A 19,198-nucleotide genomic window follows, 5' to 3' on the forward strand; every position below is an offset into this window, starting at 1 on the left:
CACCAGCGAACTTATATTTTTAGGTTCGTTACCTGACGCCTTAAATATTGCGGTTCCCGGTCAGTCGAAGATTCTATTAGCATTCGTAATTCACTCTGACAAGGAAATGACAATGAAAAAGGTTCTTCTCTCTGCAGCAATGGCAACCGCGTTTTTTGGCATGACTGCTGCCCATGCAGCTGATACCACTGTTGGCGGCGGCCAGGTTAATTTCTTCGGTAAAGTTACCGATGTATCCTGTACTGTTTCCGTTAACGGCCAGGGCAGCGATGCGAACGTTTACCTGTCTCCGGTAACCCTGACTGAAGTTAAAGCGGCAACAGCGGATACTTACCTGAAACCGAAATCTTTCACCATTGACGTCTCTAACTGCCAGGCTGCTGATGGCACGGGTGACGTAAGCAAACTGGGCGTGAACTGGACCGGCGGTAACCTGCTGGCTGGCGCAACCAACAAACAACAGGGCTACCTGACGAACACCGAAGCTTCCGGTGCTCAGAACATCCAGCTGGTGCTGTCTACTGACAACGCTACCGCGCTGACCAACAAAATCATCCCGGGTGACAGCACTCAGCCGAAAGCGGAAGGCGACGCTTCCGCTGTAGCTGATGGCGCGCGTTTCACCTACTACGTAGGCTACGCCACCAGCGCGCCGACCACGGTAACCACCGGTGTGGTTAACAGCTACGCGACTTACGAAATTACTTACCAGTAATTCCGTCAGAAAATAAAACTGCCCCGCGATGGGGCAGTTAATAACAATAATAAAGCGGCAATGTCCGCCGCTTGTATTTTTATTCTGAGGTCAGCATGAAGCGTATTGCCCTTTTTTTCTGTTTCATTTTTAGTTTTGCGGCCCATGCCAACAATATTATTGTTAACGGTACCCGCTTTATTTATCCAGGAAATGAAAAAGAAATAACGGTACAGCTTTCAAATAACGCCGACCGTCCGGCGCTGGCGCAGGCCTGGCTGGATAACGGCGATGCCGATGCCACACCGGATACCATTACCACCCCGTTTATTATCACCCCGCCGATTTCGCGCGTTGACGCCAAGAGCGGCCAGACGCTGCGTATTAAGCTCGGTAGCAGCGCCGGTCTGGCGAAAGATAAAGAGACGCTGTGGTGGCTGAATCTGCTGGAAATTCCGCCGGTGGTGGCCAATCAGAAAAATGAAGGCCAGAACGTGCTGCAGCTGGCGATCCGTTCGCGCTTTAAATTTATTTATCGTCCTGCCGGACTGGGCAACCGCGATGCGGCGGCCGAGAAGCTGACCCTGACCGCCAGCGGCAGTAGTCTCGCCATCAACAACCCGACGCCGTTCTACATTACCGTCAGCCGTATTTCCCGCGACGGCGGTAAAGCGCTGAACAGCAAAACAGTGATGCTGGCGCCGCAGTCCAGCCAGACGGTGGCGCTCTCCTCCGCCGTCAACCGCGGCGAAACCCTGACCGTTAACAACATTAATGACTATGGCGCCGATGTCGCAGTGAAAGTGGCCGTTAAATAAGGGAAAAGCTAATGAAGCAGAGGTCATTCTGCCCGGGAAGATTAAGCACCGCGATCGCCATCGCGCTGTGCTGCTTTCCGCCATTTTCCAGCGGACAGGAAAACCCGGGAACGGTATATCAGTTTAACGACGGCTTTATTGTCGGCAGTCGCGAAAAGGTCGATCTGTCGCGCTTTTCGACCAGCGCGATTACCGAAGGCACTTACTCCCTTGACGTCTACACCAACGACGAGTGGAAAGGGCGCTACGATTTACGCATCGCGCGCGATAAAGATGGTCGGCTGGGCGTCTGCTACACCAAAGCGATGCTGGCCCAATATGGCATCGCGGCGGAAAAGCTCAATCCGCAGCTGAGCGAGCAGGAGGGCTACTGCGGTAGCCTCAAATCCTGGCGCAACGAAGAAAACGTCAAAGACAACCTGGTCCAGTCCTCCCTGCGGTTGAACATTTCGGTACCGCAGATCTATGAAGATCAACGCCTGAAAAACTATGTCAGCCCGGAGTTCTGGGACAAAGGTATTACCGCGCTCAATCTTGGCTGGATGGCGAACGCCTGGAACAGCCATACCTCTTCGGTGGGCGGGTCGGATAACAGCAGCGCCTATCTGGGCGTCAACGCCGGACTGTCGTGGGACGGCTGGCTGCTGAAGCACATCGGCAACCTGAACTGGCAGCAGCAGCAGGGTAAAGCGCACTGGAACAGCAACCAGACCTATCTCCAGCGCCCTATCCCACAGCTCAACTCCATCGTCAGCGGCGGGCAGATTTTCACCAATGGTGAATTTTTCGACACCATCGGTCTGCGCGGGGTTAATCTTTCCACCGATGACAATATGTTCCCGGACGGCATGCGCTCGTATGCTCCGGAAATTCGCGGCGTGGCGCAGAGCAACGCCCTCGTCACCGTGCGTCAGGGCAGCAATATTATCTATCAGACCACCGTTCCGCCCGGACCGTTTACCCTGCAGGATGTCTATCCTTCCGGCTATGACAGCGATCTTGAGGTCTCGGTGAAAGAAGCGGATGGCTCGGTAGAAGTGTTTAGCGTGCCTTACGCCTCCGTTGCTCAGCTGCTGCGCCCGGGCATGACCCGCTACGCGCTCTCCGCCGGTAAAGTGGACGACAGCGCGCTGCGCAACAAGCCGATGCTCTATCAGGCGACCTGGCAGCACGGGATCAACAACCAGTTGACCGGCTACACCGGGGTCACCGGTTTTGACGACTATCAGGCCTTCCTGGTGGGGACCGGGATGAACACCGGCATCGGCGCGCTCTCTTTTGACGTCACCCATTCGCGGTTGAAGAGCGATGCCCATGATGACTCGGGTCAGAGCTATCGCGCGACCTTTAACCGCATGTTTACCGATACCCAGACCAGCATCGTGTTGGCGGCGTATCGCTACTCGACGAAAGGTTATTACAACCTCAACGACGCGCTGTACGCCGTCGATCAGGAAAAAAATAGTCGCAGCAACTACACCCTGTGGCGGCAAAAAAACGGCATGACCTTCACGGTGAACCAGAACCTGCCGGACGGCTGGGGCGGGTTTTATCTCAGCGGCCGTATCTCCGATTACTGGAACCGCTCCGGGACCGAGAAGCAGTATCAGGTCAGCTACAACAATTCATTTGGTCGTCTCTCCTGGTCGGCGAGCGCGCAGCGCGTCTATACGCCAGACAGCTCCGGTCATCGTCGCGACGATCGTATTTCACTCAACTTCAGCTACCCGCTGTGGTTTGGCGATAACCGCACCGCCAACCTGACGTCGAACACCTCGTTCAATAACTCACGCTTTGCCAGCTCGCAGATTGGTATCAACGGTTCGCTGGACAGTGAAAACAACCTTAACTACGGCGTGTCGACCACCACCGCCACCGGCGGTCAGCATGATGTGGCGCTCAACGGCAGCTACCGTACGCCATGGACCACCCTCAACGGCAGCTACAGCCAGGGCGAAGGCTATCGTCAGAGCGGCATTGGCGCCAGCGGGACGATGATCGCCCACAGCGGCGGCGTGGTGCTCTCACCGGAAAGCGGCTCGACGATGGCCCTGATTGAAGCCAAAGACGCGGCCGGGGCGATGCTTCCGGGATCGCCGGGCACCCGTGTGGACAGCAATGGTTACGCCATCCTGCCGTATCTGCGCCCGTACCGGATTAACGCCGTGGAAATCGACCCGAAAGGCAGCCATGACGACGTGGCCTTCGATCGCACCGTGGCGCAGGTTGTGCCGTGGGAAGGCAGCGTGGTTAAGGTCGCGTTCGGCACTAAGGTGCAGAACAACCTCACCCTGCAGGCGCGCCAGGCGAACCACGAGCCGTTGCCGTTTGCGGCAAGTATTTTCTCCCCCGACGGCAAGGAGATCGGCGTTGTCGGCCAGGGCAGCATGATGTTTATCAGCGATGCGAACGCCAAACGCGCGATTGTGAAGTGGAGCGGCGGGCAGTGTTCGGTGGATCTGGGACAGCAAACAACAAAGGATAGCGTATGTCGCTGAGGAAATTACTAACGCTTTTTATCGTCTTAATGGCGCTGGGAACCACCTCGTCCTGGGCCTCCTGTACGCGTCTCTCATCGAAAACGGTGATGCTGGACATGGTGGTGGGCAGGGTGGTGGTGCCCCCGGATCTGCCGGTGGGCTCGGTGATCCTTACCCGCGACTGGACGATGAGCGCTCCCGGCAGGGCAAGCTATCGCTGTACTTCCGGCACCAACCGCTTTGCGGCGAAGATCGTGTCGCCAGGGGCCACGGACCTTGGAAATAAAATCTACTCCACCAACGTGCCTGGAATCGGCATGCGTTTCAGCCGCGGCGGCGCAACGGTAAATATCGTCTATCCCGACGTCTATTCGTCCCGGGTATATAACACCACCTACTATTCCCTCGAAGGGTCGCGCTTTACGCTGGAGATTATCAAAACCGCGGCAACCACCGGCAGCGGCACCCTGGCGGCGCGTAAGTACACCTCCTACGACTGGGAGAGCGGCGTTAACCCGATCCTCGAAACCTATCTGAGCGCCAGCGCCATCACCGTGGTCTCGCCCTCCTGTTCGGTGCTGAGCGGGAAAAATATGAATGTCGATGTGGGTTCCATCCGGCGCACCGACCTGAAAGGGGTCGGCACCACCGCCGGCGGGAAGGATTTTAATATCGACCTGCAGTGCAGCGGCGGCCTGAGTGAAACGGGATATGCCAACATCAGCACCTCGTTCTCCGGTACCCTGGCCACCAGCACTACCGCTACCATGGGCGCCTTGCTGAATGAAAAAGCCGGCAGCGGGATGGCGAAAGGCATTGGCATCCAGGTGCTGAAGGATGGCTCCCCGCTGCAGTTTAATAAGAAATACACCGTCGGCCGCTTGAATGATCAGGAGACCCGCTACATCACCATACCGCTGCAAGCGCGTTTTTATCAGTATGGCCCGACGACCAGCACCGGCGAGGTGGAGTCGCATATGATCTTTAACCTGACGTACGATTAATACGGGAGGGGGAATGAAGGGATTGCCGAAAAACACTATCGCGTGGCTGCTATTTTGCGGCAGCCTCGCCGCCCCCTCGGCGTGGGGTTTTGAGACCAATTACGATCGCGGACGGGTCGATTTTTCCGGGCGGGTGACGGATATTTCCTGTAGCATCGCGCTAAACGGCGGCCAGCATGCCGGCAGCGGTAATGTCTGGCTGGCGCCGGTCAGCCTGGCGGAAGTCCACGATCGCGGTGCCGGGGCGTTTATGAAACCGCAGCCGTTTACCCTGGCACTGTCAAACTGCCAGCTGCGCCATGATGGTGGGGCAGCCTCGCAGGATGAGGTGCGTCGGGTCAGCGTGCGCTGGGTCGATGGTTTTTTACTGACGGCGGTCGGTAACGAAAACGCCGGGTATCTGGCCAATACCTTGCCGGATGGAGCGCAGAATATTTATCTGGCCCTATCGACTAACGATAATAATACGCTGGATAAGAGTAATAAAATTGTCCCGGCGGACCCGCAGCAAAATCAGGTGCGTTTGCAGGAAAGCGCGGTCAGCGGCGGCCTGTTCACCTATTACGTTGGCTATGTTTCGCCAACGCCGAAAAGCGCCACCAGCGGGCCGATTACCAGCTGGGCAACGTGGGAATTAGTTTATAATTAAGTGACGTTAAAAAGCCGGGAATTCCCGGCTTTTTTTACATGGCAATATCATCGGCGACCAGTTGTTCAATACTGACTTCCCGCCAGTAATGTCCCTGGATAGCAAACCGGTGATGCTGCCAACTTACTGATTTAGTGTATGATGGTGTTTTTGAGGTGCTCCAGTGGCTTCTGTTTCTATCAGCTGTCCCTCCCGTTCAGCTACTGACGGGGTGGTGCGTAACGGCAAAAGCACTGCCGGACATCAGCGCTATCTCTGCTCTCACTGCCGTAAAACATGGCAACTGCAGTTCACTTACACCGCTTCTCAACCCGGTACGCACCAGAAAATCATTGATATGGGTGCGGGATATCACCGTAGTGACTTGGTCAGAGATGCGGCATTTGTCCTTAATATCGAGCTGCATTATCTTCCACCTTACAGCCCAAACCTCAATCCAATAGAGCGGCTTTGGAAAGTAATGAATGAGAAGTCGAGGAACAACGTTTACTTCAAAAGTAAACGGGACTTCAAGGCGGCAATAGACCAATTTTTTACTGTGACTCTTCCAGAGATCGCAGGCTCTTTGGCATCTCGAATTAATGATAATTTTCAGGTTCTCAAGCCTGCATCTTCAAGTTGATTCGGTATAGAAAATGTAGCACCCTCAGGGTTACTGTGAATTGTGACCGGATAATCTGACTTACTAACAATTGTAGAACAACCAGAAAGCACAGTTGCCGCAATAGCTGAAAGGATTATTTTATTCATTAGGATTACTTTCCATAAATCGATTAATTAAACAAATGAATATGTTGACAAAAACAAATAGATCGGTGAATTAATAATTCATGATGTTTAGTTTTTTCATTTTTATTCCATTACTTATACAAACAATTTCACACATCCTACCACCACATTCCTAAAAATAATGTTGAACCTCTCAAAAACGGGTGTTTATTATTCCTACTATGGTAAATCCGTAAGTTAGCTATCAAAAATCAGGCTTCCTGTTACCTAGAAAGCGTTAGCAACGGTTTTAATAAGAAATCTATACCTAAATGGCCCAAAATCGTTTTGAAAGTTTGTGACACTTTGAACTTGATTTACAGGGCAAAAGTCAGCGAGTGCGCTTGAAACAAGAACAGCACAATGATGCCCATTTTTCGTACTTTGTGAATCGTGGATGTCAGATTAGTTATACTTGGTCAAAATTCAACCAGTAACAATCCTGTTCTTTTTGACGAAACAAACTTTGGGGCATTTCTTGTTTAGGGGACTAGAGCCCATAAGGAACAGAAACGTTAAGCTTCTTATCCCAATGAACGCTCACTTGCTAACTTCTTAGCCACCCGAATTACCGTTCTAGTGGACACATTCGTCAATTTAGCGGTATCACTGATACTTAACCCATTGATAACTCTTAACTGATAGATTTTTTCATGAAGCTGGAGATCTGCTTGTCTTCCTCGATATTTTCCCTCTTCTCGAGCCTTCATGATCCCTTCAGCTTGCCGCCGCCGTCGATCTTGGTAATCTTTTCGTGCAATTGCAGCGAGCATATCCATCATCATCCCATTAATAGCCCTGATCATCGAACGAGTGAACTCGTCGGGAATGTGTGGCGCAAAAGCGATATGGCTAGTTGGTAAATCGATACTGATTACCTTAAGTTCCTTTTGGTTCAGCATTTCTTTTAATTTGAACCAACTTTCTTCATCAAGTCGAGAAAGACGATCAATTTGCTCTATTATGATCGCATCACCAATTGCAGCATCATCAAGTAATCGGAGTAATTCAGGTCTTTGTAATGAGGCTCCCGATTCATTCTCAATATACCAACCTGCTATTCGAAAGCCCTTTTGCTGTGCAAACTCCTGTAAAGCACGTTTTGCATTCTGATCAGAGGTTGATGCTCTTAAGTATCCAAAGATGTACATAAGCCCCTCAAAGTGACATTTAGATTATGATCTAAACAAGTGTGACAAATAGGTTATGACAAATCTACTTTTCGTGTCAATTTTTACGTGTGACTTATAAGTATACCTAAGCGTCATACCGTTCTAACTGTTTGATTTAATGCTTAACGTACGAAACCGTACCGTTGGGCTTCACACCCCTGTTTATAGTTATGTACACAAACTTTGTGTGGGCAAATCTGACACAGAAGAGCACTCTCGAAAATCGAACAAGGAAATTTATGAGCGTTCGAGCACAAGTTTGTTAATGTCAAACTCGTTTTTTGTTAATTGGCGCATCATTTTGATCATTTCATCAGTAGGGTTAGTTTTTATCGCGCCATTTTCTAATCAAGAAAACCCTAATAAACTGAGCAATTGCTTATTAAACAAGGCATCATACGTTTTCATTTACCAACAACGTTCTTGACTCCGCTTGCACATCAGACCAGCTCGTTAGCGAATTTATTCCTGTTTTCATCGATTTACATGTAACAAATATGTGCCTAACCCTGTTAAATACCAGCAACATTGTTGGTTAATTTCTCCACACCCACACGAAACAATCACCAAAACTATCAATTTAACGCTCGTTCGCGCTTTTGTGAGCAATATATCGAACGTAAATGATAAAAAAAAACATACTAGTTGTAAGTTTATTAAAGTTGCATAAGGTAAAGGTCATGACGGCTTATCAACGAATGGAAACCGACGTTGTCATCATTGGCGGCGGCGCGACCGGCACAGGCATCATGCGAGACTGCGCATTGCGAGGCATCGCGTGCATTCTGTTAGAGAAAGATGACATCGCCTCCGGCACCACGGGTCGTAACCACGGCTTGCTGCACTCTGGTGCGCGCTATGCCGTCACTGATGCAGAATCGGCCAAAGAATGCATTCAAGAAAACCAAACGCTCAAACGCATCGCTCGCCATTGTGTGGAAGCGACTGACGGCCTATTCATTACCCTGCCTGAAGACGAACTCAGCTTTCAAGACACCTTTATTCAGGCTTGCGGCAATGCCGGTATCGAAGCGACCCGTTTAACGCCAAAAGAAGCACTCGCGCTCGAACCGAACGTGAACCCGGCGCTGATCGGTGCGGTGAAAGTGCCCGACGGCACGCTGGATCCGTTCCGTTTATGTGCCTCGAACGTCCTTGATGCCAAAGAGCACGGCGCGCGCATGTTCAACCGCACCATCGTCACCAGTTTGATTCGCCAAGGCGATACCATACTCGGTGTACGCTGTTTGCAATTGGGCACCAACCAACAGTTTGAAATCTTTGCCAAAGAAGTGATCAACGCCGCGGGCATTTGGGGACAACATATCTGCGAATATGCCGACCTCAACATCAAGATGTTCCCTGCCAAAGGCTCGCTGTTGATCCTCGATTACCGCATCAATAACTTGGTGATCAACCGTTGCCGTAAACCTTCCGATGCCGACATTCTGGTGCCCGGCGACACCATTTCACTTATCGGCACCACGTCCGAACACATTGATTACGACCAGATCGACAACTTGCACGTCACCGAACGTGACGTGGATGTGCTGTTGGCAGAAGGCGCGAAACTTGCGCCGATCATGGCCAATACGCGCGTACTGCGTGCCTACGCGGGGGTACGTCCTTTGGTTTCGGTAGATGACGATGGCAGTGGCCGGAATATCAGCCGCGGCATCGTTTTGCTCGATCACCAAGAGCGCGACGGCCTCAAAGGCCTCACCACCATTACCGGCGGCAAACTGATGACCTACCGCTTAATGGCGGAATGGGCGACCGACTTAGTGGCGAAGAAACTGGGCAACACTCAGGCGTGCGAAACCCACACGCGCCCACTGCCGGGGTCAAACGAAACGCCAAAAGCCATCAAGAAAACCGCCAGCATCGCCAAACCGGTGTATGAATCCGCCATTTATCGCCATGGTGAACGCGCCACGCAATTCTTGTCTGACGATGCCAAGAGCCAAGCGATTATTTGTGAATGTGAAATGGTCACTGCGGGCGAAATTGAATACGCGATTAAACAGCTCGACGTCAACAACTTGGTCGATCTGCGCCGCCGCACTCGCTTAGGCATGGGCCCTTGTCAGGGCGAACTGTGCATCTACCGTGCGGCCAGCCTGTTTTCCGAATATGGTCAGGTCGATGGCTGTCAATCGAGTGAATTGTTGGTCGATTTTCTAGAAGAGCGCTGGAAAGGCATCAAACCCATTTTCTGGGGTGATGCGCTGCGCGAAGCGGAATTCAGCTATTGGATTTACGAAGGATTACTCGGTGCCAGCGACCTGCCCCAGCCCGCTCAATCAGAACACCCTCAAGCAGAACAACAAAAACAGGAGGCGGAATTATGATGCATTATGATGTGGCCGTGATCGGCGGGGGCATTGCGGGTTATACCGCTGCAATTCGCAGCCTGCAAGCTGGCAAAAAAACCGTGCTCATCAATCAGGGTCAAAGCGCGTTACATTTCTCTTCCGGCTCCATTGATGTGCTGGCGAAATTACCAGATGGCAGCGCGGTCACCCACCCGTTTGATGCCCTCGACGCATTACAGCAACAAGCGCCGTCCCATCCGTACAACACGGTGGGTCGTAGCACACTGCAAAAAGGGCTGGAATGGTTTCGTCAAACGCTCGCCACCGCGAACGTGCCGCTATCGCATCAAGATGATTTGGCCAATCACGGGCGCATCACGCCGCTTGGCACACTCAAAGCGACTTGGCTATCGCAGCCATTTGTTTACCAACACCGCCAAGAAGTTTCGTTTGAGCGTATTGTGGTGGTTTCGATCGATGGCTATCGCGATTTTCAGCCACAAATGCTGAAAGATAACCTTCACCAGCATCCCGATTTTCAAAGTGTGCCGATTCACACGGTCACCCTGTCGATTCCGGGGTTTGACGGATACCGCCGCAACCCAAATGAGCTGCGCTCAATCGACATTGCACGTTTGCTAAAACACGATGCCGCGTGGACCGCGCTATGCGATGGTTTGATGCGTGCAGCCAATCGCAACGACTTGGTGATCATGCCCGCGATCATGGGCAACGGCGATGGCCTAACGCTGCTAACGAAGCTACGCGACACCACGCAACTGCAATTTCACGAAGTGCCGACCATGCCACCATCGCTGCTGGGTATTCGCATTGAAGAGGCGCTCAGTCGCACCTTCCTGCTGCTGGGTGGCATTCACCTCAAAGGCGACAAAGTGGTCAACGGCACGTTTGACGGCGAGCGTCTGGTTAGCCTGCAAACGCAAAACCTGCGCGACATGGCCATCAGCGCTGACAACTACATCATGGCAACCGGCAGCTATTTCAGCCAAGGGTTGCATGCCGAGCAACACGCCATCCAAGAACCGATCTTTGGCTTGCAAGTGACGCATAAACCAGCACGCGTTGATTGGCGCAATCCGGCCTTCTTTGCCGACCGTTCACACCCTTTTATGGCATTCGGTGTCGAAACCAACGCGCAATTGAACCCACAGCGCAGCGGCGTCACCATTAAAAACTTGTACTGCTGCGGCTCCATGTTGTCGGGATACGATCCCGTGTTTGAAGGGTGCGGTGGCGGCGTCGCGATTGGCACCGCCTACCACGCCATCATGCAATGCCTAGAACCTCAATTGTCAGCGTCTCACCCTAACCCATTCGATCAGGAGGTGCTCGCATGAACGCGCCATTTTCAAAAGCTGCTCCTCTGAATACCAGCTTTGACCAATGTATTAAATGCACCGTCTGCACGGTGTACTGCCCCGTGGCAAAAGCCAACCCAGATTACCCAGGCCCGAAACAGTGCGGGCCGGATGGCGAGCGCCTGCGCATTAAAAACCCGGAATATTACGACGAAGCGCTTAAATACTGCACCAACTGCAAACGCTGCGAAACCGCGTGTCCTTCTGGGGTGAAAATCGGCGACATCATCGCCGTCGCGCGGGGTAAACATGGCAAGAAACCGCTCAATCCGAAACTGATGCGTGACTACGTGCTGAGCCACACCGACCTGTTCGGCTCACTGGCCACGCCATTTGCACCAGTGGTGAACTTCGCCACATCGATGCCATTGGTGAAAAAAATCATGCACAAAACCATCGGCGTGCATGACCACAAAGCGTTGCCGAAATACTCGCACGGCACGTTCCGTCGCTGGTTTAAACAAAATTGCACCAGCCAGCCGCTGTATCAGCGCCAAGTCACCTACTTTCATGGCTGCTACGTCAACTACAACCACCCACAATTGGGCAAAGATCTGGTGAAGGTGTTGAATGCGATGAATATTGGCGTACGCTTGCTGAACAACGAGAAATGCTGCGGCGTGCCTTTGATTGCCAACGGTTTTCATGACAAAGCGCGTAAAAACGCATTGCTGAACGTGAAGAACATGGAAACTGCGGTCAATGAATATCACACCAAAGTGATTTCAACCTCCTCAACTTGCTCGTTCACGCTGCAACAGGAATACCCGCATGTGCTCGGCGTCGACAACAGCCAAGTGTCCAACGACATTGAATACGTCACGCGCTTCCTGCTGAAAGAGTTTATGAATGGCAATGCGCCGAAAATGAAACCGGTCAACCTCAAAGTGGTTTATCACACGCCTTGTCACTTGGAACGCAGTGGCAACGTGATGTTTACCATTGAGTTACTGCGCATGATTCCGGGCCTAGAACTGATTGTCCTCGATAGCGAATGCTGCGGTTTGGCGGGCACCTATGGCTTTAAAGAAGAGAACTATGACGTGTCGATGAAAATCGGCTCGCACCTGTTTGACTCGATCAAAGCCTCCGATGCAGATTTTGCGATCACCGACTGCGAAACCTGTAAATGGCAAATCGAAGAGAACACCGCGCTGGAAACCATTCACCCGGTCAGCTTGCTGGCGCAAGCACTGGCTTAGTCTTCCAACCCCAAAAAGGCGTCTTCAAAGAAAGTCGTTTCAACGCTCAACGTACAAAAAAGCGGGCATTGCCCGCTTTTCTTCTGTCACTTTCGCTTTTCGTTTGCTGCTGTCTATCGCACCACAGCATGGCGAAGGCTGTCGACCTAACGAATGGTCACGTCAGATAAGCGATACCAGCCCGACGCCTGCAACCCTTCATTGGCCAGATTCACTTCTGCCTCAGCATGGCGATCGACCAAAGCCAACTCAAGGTAGTAATGGCCGGTGGGGATCGTTTCAGGCAAAGTGAAACTGCTGGAGGTCGCGTGTTCACCCGGCAGCCAACGCATGACATCTGCGGTTGAGACGTTGAAAAACGCGGTTTCTTCGTCCTCATTCACCAATCGATACGCCAGATAATGGTGCTGATACGGTGGCGCGTTCCCTTCGTTCACAAGCAAGGCCTGAACCGTCATGGTCGCGTCCGGCGTCAATTCAGCAGGGTGTACCAGTGTGTCTACACGCAGACGATAGCCAATTTGAGCCAACGCATCGTCCAACAAATCACGATACTGAGTCGGCACCACGTGCGATTTCAGGTTCAATGTCGAAGCGTGCTGCGCAATCGCCCAATCCAAGCTTTCTGGTATGGCTACCAATCTGCAAAATCAGCTTGGAAAGGTTCAAGTCACCTAGAGTTGGAAAATTCGGACATTGCCCAGAGTTGGTTAAAAGTCGTTTTAATGGCGATGGCTATCACTTTTTTAAATCCACATGTATATCTGGATACGGTGGTGATACTCGGGGGCGTGACTGCTCAAATGGAACCTGATGAAAAACTATTGTTTGTTATAGGGGCACTGATCGCATCAGGGGGCTGGTTTTATGGATTAGTGTATTTGGCTAACAAGTTGATCCCACTTTTTAGTAAGCCAAGAACATGGCGAATTTTAGATTCTGCGATTTCATGCATCATGTGTGGTATTGCATTGAAGCTGGCAGCACCTTTGTTAAGCCAATACATATAGAGCGTCGCGATGAAGCTGCATTTCTATTAACTAAATTGCTCCTGTTAGATTGGACACTGAGTTTCCATACCAGAAGGGTTATTCGTCCTTTGCTAATTTAAGTAAATACTATAAACCATTTCTGTCCATCAACGTGTCAGCTTGCTCTTAGCTGGCACGAAAATGCCCCAAAATCATTTGGCATTCAACACCAGACCACTTTCTTATGTCAGTTCTTGACCTACATTTACTAATAGCAGACTATGAGCCTAGTTGAGCAATTATGATTATACAGACATGTTCTGTAATTTATGAGTGGAAGGAAGAATAAGGCTTATAGAACAGTATGTTGCTGGTATGGTGTTTGTATTTTCTAAAAATATTATACAGACAGTGTCTGCTGAAAAAGCACTGTTATGTTTTAGGTGAATTATGTGGTCAAAAATTCAAATGTGGGCTTTGAAAAAAGCATTTGGGAAAGTCGGTCCATCACCGATCCCCATGTCAGGTCCAGAGTGTGAAAAGAATAATTTCTATTCAACTAGAATTAAGCTTGATGGGGTTTCAGCTCTAGTTCGCGAGTTGGATATGAATAAAGTCAAAGTACTAAAGTACAATCCAGCAACTGACACATGTGATATAGAACTAGACATCGATATTGCCAATATCAATGTAAATACCGTTGAAATCACGCACTACTTGCATAATTACTACACAACTTATACAGGTATTAACTCATTTATACTTCATTGCCTTACAAAAAAAGATTACATAAAGGTTAAGTCAAAGCGAATATTGAACAAGGTTTCACAGTCCCTATTTAACAGAAAAAAACTTCAGCTAAAACCAAGATATGACCTGTTAGACTATCTTATTGAAAATTATGGCATCAGTCGGAAGGAGTTTAGTCTAACATCACTAGTTTCTGATATGTATTCTCTGCGTTTTTTTAGGCATCCTGACAAAGAAAATTGTCAAAATAAGCTACGTATGTATGTAGATTCATTTGTGGAATCAGGCGAGGTCAGTAAGGTAAAAGGCGGGGGGTACAAAGTAAATGGAAAGGCTATTGTAACACTTGAAAAGTATCAAACAGAAGAACGGCGCCATAAAGATAGCGTGATACTACAGTACAGTATGGTAATTTTAACGTTTTTATTGGCAATTCTGGCATCTATTCAGGCTGGATTAATTAAATTAAAGCCATTTTTAGATTTGACGCAATAAACATACAAACAATCAAGGAATCAACATACTTTTCCTATTCTGACAGAAACGCTGTAGAGAATCAGTTCTAAAACACTTCTGTCCAGAAGCAAGTTAGAGGTTGATCTGACTTTATTGTCATTTCCACAGTGTTTCTGGTAGCAATGCACCTTAATAATGATCAATCTTTAGCTTTTTATAGTCTACGAATCGCTTAAAAAGGCACGTTACCGATTGAAGTTTATTGTTCCTCCGACATTTGAACCGTATCGTCAAAGCAAAACTTAATAATAAAAGATGACCTATCGGTTAAACACAATCTGCACCAGAGATTACCGTCCGATAGTTGGCAGATTTACACAGTAATGTTGAGGTCATAGCCAAGTTCCGGCGAGCGATTGAGTGTTGAAAAATACGTAGAAAATGTGGTTCACCAAATGCATTGGATTCAACCATCAACATTCTCCAAGTTATTGATATACAGTAAAATTAAAAATTAAATTCTTTAAATGTCAGGTTCATCCAAACAGTTTGGATGAACTCACTTTAGGCATAAAATGAGTACCGAGAATTAATTAAAGTCTTGAAGGAATACCCTGCAAGGAAACAACGATACAATTTCCTTCATGCATTGTCTCAAGTGCCGAACTGGAATGCATAAGAACTTAAGTTGAACCGAAAGCTTAGACCATGCCAGAAGCAGAACATCTCTCCCTTTGCATGCGATTGACTGATTAATCACATCAGCATTAGGAAGTCTTACTGTTACACTCCCCTAAACACTGTTCGCTAGAACTTAGACCTTTCCCTTTTCTGCTGACATAAAGAAAGAACTAAAACATATTCATGATCGGGTGAAAGCTCAATAAGCTCTGGCGTGAATGTGGGAACGCTGCCAAGAAGTATGATAACTGATATACCACGTGTTGAATTTTGGAGGCATCAAAGCTAAACGCCTGAGTGATCTCAATGATGCGATTTGAAGGCTCATATTGATGTCTGCGATGCCAGTTTTTGAGCCGTATCGCAAAGCAAAACTTAAAAATAAAATATGCCCCATCGGTTAAACACAAACTGATGATGTGAGTTCACAGTCAGTTTCAAGTCAGCTTAAGTAACTCTTGCCGAATATTTTGCACCTGAGATTACACGTCTAATAGTCGGCATATGTACACAGTGATGTTGAGGTCATAACCAAGTTACGGCGAGCGATTGAGTGTTGAAAAATACGTAGAAAAATGTGGTTCACCAAATGCATTGGATTCAACCATCAATATCCTCCAAGTCATTGATATAAAGTAAAATTAAAAATCAAAATCTTTAAATATCAGGTTCATCCAAACAGTTTGGATGAACTCATTTTAGGCATGAAATGAGTACCGAAAATTAATTTAAAGTCTTGAAGGTAAACCCTGCAAGGAAACAACGATACAATTTCCTTCATACATTGTCTCAAGCTCCGAACTGGAATGCATAAGAACTTAAGTTGAACCGAAAGCTTAGACCAGTTAGAAGAAGAACATCTCTCCCTTTGCATGCGATTGACTGATTAATCACATCAGCATTAGGAAGTCTTACTGTTCCCCCCCCCTAAACACTGTTCGCTAGATCTTAGACCTTTTCCGTTTCCGCTGAAAAAAAGAAAGAAAAAAACATGTTTATGATCGGGTTGGAGGCTCAATTAGTTCTGGCGTGAATATGGGAACTCAGCCAAGAAATGTAACAACTAATATATCAAGTGTTGAAGTCTGGAGGTATCAAAGTCTAAACGTCTTTTTTATCTCAAAGGTATAATTTAAAGGCTTGAACAGAATGTTTTCGATACTAGTGTTTATCCGTAGCGACAAAGCTAAACTTAAAATATAAGAGGACCCGTCGGTTAAGCACGGACAGATGATGTGAGTTCGCAATCAGTTTCAAGTCAGCTTAAGTAACTATTACTGAATATATTGCACCAGTGATTTCACGTCCGACAGTAAACAGGTGAACATAGAAATGTTGTTGTCGTTGCCAAGTTACTGAGAGCTGTCGCGTATTATTATGCTTACTGCTTTTGGCTAATTATTCAGTTATGTGAGACAGTGGTTTCGCTCAAGTTAAACATAAGACTAAAGAAGGATGTTCTTATGCCCTAACGGGAATCTGCTCCATTGAATGTTATGACTCAATCATTAGTTGTTGGTCAATCTACTTTATGAGTTATACACTAGTTTGTGGTATCGATTTTTCATACGGTTGCGATAGTGGATATATCAAAACCTAAATATGAGTAAGAAGGCAAATGAACACATAAGACCTTATGCAACTTGGTCTATTAGTTCTGGAAGATTTGCATCGCGAGGTAAATGTTAATCAAAATTAGAATCTTATCAACCACAACCAGATACACGATCTTATATTGAATATTTCAGCATTAAATACCAATGCCAACATGCGATTTTCCAGAGACAGTACCAGGGAACAGTAATCCACTAGTGGTAACACATAAAGCATCCGAAATTTAACTATTGATCTAGCAGCTAGCAGCTTGAATCGTAATCTTTCAAATTCACAGATCATTAGAAACCTTGGTGGCCATTCTCAGTAATACTGATATTTTAGATTAGTAATCTATCCGGCAGAACGGTCTTTCAACCAATGAACCCTTGATAAACGAGAAGGTTATTAGTCAAAAAATAAAATACCCCTTCATTAAAAGTTCATACAATCACATGAAATGCTATGACATCACTTCCTCATTAAAGTTAGAAATTCATCACAACCACTCAGTGATTTTATAATTGAACGTTTAATAAATTGAAGAGACGTTACCTTCTGATGTTTGCATTCGGGATCATTAAACTAGCGCAGCTACCATAATGATGGTCAGTAGAGTAGGGGAGGCCTACATTACGAACTGGCTGTTATTCACAATTCCGAATGACTTAATTCAAAAAATTGTTCTGGCCAGCTAGAGATTAGTTCTGAAACAAGAATGGAGAGGTGGAGAGGTGGAGAGGTGGAGAGGTGGAGAGGTGGAGAGGTTAGTGAATTTTGATATCAATTCAATAACTACAAGGAGTGCGCTAAAAAAACTTTCTAGTTACATTCTAAATTTAGCATTTAAAGTTATGGAAATTTGTATCTGTATGGACTCCATTAGGCATATTCCACATCTGTATTATGAATAGACTAAAAATTAGATGGTTCCTTTGCATCCAGACTTGGATTTACAACACTATGATTGTTGTTGAACTTTAGATTATTGGCGTAGAACCATGAGGTAGGGTAGGGGCCATAGTCCTAATTATCAGTGTATTGAGTTCGAATACGTTGTTGATTGATAGTTCTATTGGTCTATTGGTCTATTGGTCTATTGGTCTATTGGTCTATTGGTCTATTGGTCTATTGGGTTGTTGCACCGTTACTATTTCAACACACGAGTCATACTAAAATTGTGAGCAGTTCTATCCTATGGGCGTGATTTACTTAATGTATCAATCCATCATGATTTTTAGAATCCCAAAATGCTGAAGATGTGCTTAAGGTAGGTACTAGATATCATATCTTTGTTCCATTGATTCAGCGTGATTTTCGTGGCTCTTTCATAAGCATATCTTATCAACATATCAGATATGTGTATAAAACTAATTCACTCACTTTATAGTCTTATGACATGTCCAATATCCTTTAAGTTTACTAAAACCCTCGAATGATACTCACAACAAGCTCATCATCAGAAATGCAACTCCTGACTTTGCGCAACCTCACACAAAAATCCAGCGTCATGGGTATCGCGAACCGTGACATCACAAATTAATCACGAATTGGACTATCTGAACCCCATAAGTGATGAATATCGTCTTGATAACCCACTTCAAGCCATGAGTGTTGAAAATCGATTTAATAACCCACTTCAAGCCATGAGTGTTGAAAATCGATTTAATAACCCACTTCATGCCATGAGTGTTGAAAATCGATTTAATAACCCACTTCATAATATGACCTGTTGAAACCAGCTCGCTAACCCACTTTATAGGCTGACCTGTTGAAACCAAATTGCTAACCCACTTTATAGGCTGACCTGTTGAATCCATCTTGCTAACCCACTTTATAGGCTGACTTGTTGAAACCAGCTCGCTAACCCACTTTATAGGCTGACTTGTTGAAACCAGCTCGCTAACCCACTTTATAGGCTGACCTGTTGAATCCATCTTGCTAACCCAATTTATAGGCTGACCTGTTGAATCCATCTTGCTAACCCACTTTATAGGCTGACCTGTTGAATCCATCTTGCTAACCCACTTTACAGGCTGACTTGTTGAAACCAATTCGCTAACCCACTTTACAGCCTGACTTGTTGAAACCAATTCGCTAACCCACTTTACAGGCTGACCAGTTGAATCCATCTTGCTAACCCACTTTATAGGCTGACCTGTTGAATCCATCTTGCTAACCCACTTTACAGGCTGACCTGTTGAATCCATCTTGCTAACCCACTTTACAGGCTGACTTGTTGAAACCAATTCGCTAACCCACTTTA

At 47.6% G+C, this 19,198-nt stretch carries 13 protein-coding genes and 1 pseudogene; 11 read left to right on the forward strand and 3 right to left on the reverse strand.

The genetic code is table 11. The features are described 5' to 3' along the window. The first annotated feature begins 112 nt into the window (after nucleotides 1–112). The 6 genes and pseudogenes from mrkA to R7127_RS07840 all read left to right on the forward strand — a co-directional run. Entirely contained in the window at nucleotides 113–715 is a 603-nt protein-coding gene (gene mrkA / locus R7127_RS07810) for a type 3 fimbria major subunit MrkA (RefSeq protein ID WP_318148330.1), read from the forward strand. Nucleotides 716–810: 95 nt separating this feature from the next. After that, nucleotides 811–1,512, forward strand: a complete 702-nt coding sequence (gene mrkB / locus R7127_RS07815; RefSeq protein ID WP_000820818.1) for a type 3 fimbria chaperone MrkB — start codon at nucleotides 811–813, stop codon at nucleotides 1,510–1,512. An 11-nt stretch (nucleotides 1,513–1,523) separates the two neighbouring features. Continuing rightward, nucleotides 1,524–4,010 (forward strand): type 3 fimbria usher protein MrkC, encoded by a 2,487-nt coding sequence (mrkC, locus tag R7127_RS07820; protein ID WP_318148331.1) that lies wholly within the window; start codon nucleotides 1,524–1,526, stop codon nucleotides 4,008–4,010. After that, entirely contained in the window at nucleotides 4,001–4,996 is a 996-nt protein-coding gene (mrkD, locus tag R7127_RS07825) for a type 3 fimbria adhesin subunit MrkD (protein WP_318148332.1), read from the forward strand. Before mrkC ends, mrkD begins: the two co-directional genes overlap by 10 nt. A 13-nt stretch (nucleotides 4,997–5,009) precedes the next feature. Next, nucleotides 5,010–5,645, forward strand: a complete 636-nt coding sequence (gene mrkF / locus R7127_RS07830) for a type 3 fimbria minor subunit MrkF (protein ID WP_097561883.1) — start codon at nucleotides 5,010–5,012, stop codon at nucleotides 5,643–5,645. A 310-nt stretch (nucleotides 5,646–5,955) separates the two neighbouring features. Further along, a pseudogene (locus R7127_RS07840) lies at nucleotides 5,956–6,267 on the forward strand (transposase); the annotation flags it as partial. Between the two features lie 670 nt (nucleotides 6,268–6,937). Here R7127_RS07840 and R7127_RS07845 read toward each other — a convergent pair. After that, nucleotides 6,938–7,564: a recombinase family protein gene (locus tag R7127_RS07845; RefSeq protein ID WP_318148333.1), complete on the reverse strand. Its 627-nt coding sequence runs from the start codon at nucleotides 7,562–7,564 to the stop codon at nucleotides 6,938–6,940. Between the two features lie 701 nt (nucleotides 7,565–8,265). Between R7127_RS07845 and glpA the strand changes: the two genes are divergently transcribed. The 3 genes from glpA to glpC are packed head-to-tail and all read left to right on the forward strand — an operon-like array spanning nucleotide 8,266 to nucleotide 12,481. After that, the gene (gene glpA, locus R7127_RS07850; protein WP_025594253.1) at nucleotides 8,266–9,936 is read left to right on the forward strand and encodes an anaerobic glycerol-3-phosphate dehydrogenase subunit A; all 1,671 of its coding nucleotides are present in this window, start codon (nucleotides 8,266–8,268) and stop codon (nucleotides 9,934–9,936) included. Then, on the forward strand, nucleotides 9,933–11,258 hold the full coding sequence (glpB, locus tag R7127_RS07855) for a glycerol-3-phosphate dehydrogenase subunit GlpB (protein ID WP_318148334.1): 1,326 nt from the start codon (nucleotides 9,933–9,935) through the stop codon (nucleotides 11,256–11,258). Before glpA ends, glpB begins: the two co-directional genes overlap by 4 nt. Then, nucleotides 11,255–12,481 (forward strand): anaerobic glycerol-3-phosphate dehydrogenase subunit GlpC, encoded by a 1,227-nt coding sequence (glpC, locus tag R7127_RS07860; RefSeq protein WP_004726856.1) that lies wholly within the window; start codon nucleotides 11,255–11,257, stop codon nucleotides 12,479–12,481. Before glpB ends, glpC begins: the two co-directional genes overlap by 4 nt. Before the next feature lie 146 nt (nucleotides 12,482–12,627). Here glpC and R7127_RS07865 read toward each other — a convergent pair whose 3' ends face one another. After that, entirely contained in the window at nucleotides 12,628–13,011 is a 384-nt protein-coding gene (locus R7127_RS07865; RefSeq protein WP_318148335.1) for a DUF4832 domain-containing protein, read from the reverse strand. On the opposite strand from R7127_RS07865, the gene R7127_RS07870 reads away from it, so the two are divergent. Together R7127_RS07870 and R7127_RS07875 are read left to right on the forward strand one after the other, a co-directional pair. Further along, nucleotides 13,003–13,491: a LysE/ArgO family amino acid transporter gene (locus tag R7127_RS07870; RefSeq protein ID WP_318117470.1), complete on the forward strand. Its 489-nt coding sequence runs from the start codon at nucleotides 13,003–13,005 to the stop codon at nucleotides 13,489–13,491. The genes R7127_RS07865 and R7127_RS07870 overlap by 9 nt on opposite strands. Nucleotides 13,492–13,902: 411 nt before the next feature. Further along, a complete protein-coding gene (locus R7127_RS07875; RefSeq protein WP_025594096.1) occupies nucleotides 13,903–14,697 on the forward strand; it encodes a hypothetical protein in 795 nt (264 codons plus the stop codon). 3,767 nt (nucleotides 14,698–18,464) lie between these two features. Here the strand turns inward: R7127_RS07875 and R7127_RS07880 are convergent. After that, a partial coding sequence (locus R7127_RS07880) for a hypothetical protein (RefSeq protein ID WP_318148336.1) occupies nucleotides 18,465–19,198 on the reverse strand: 734 nt, incomplete at its 5' end.

The organism is Vibrio sp. 1159 (assembly GCF_033340395.1).
Classification (GTDB): domain Bacteria; phylum Pseudomonadota; class Gammaproteobacteria; order Enterobacterales; family Vibrionaceae; genus Vibrio; species Vibrio alginolyticus.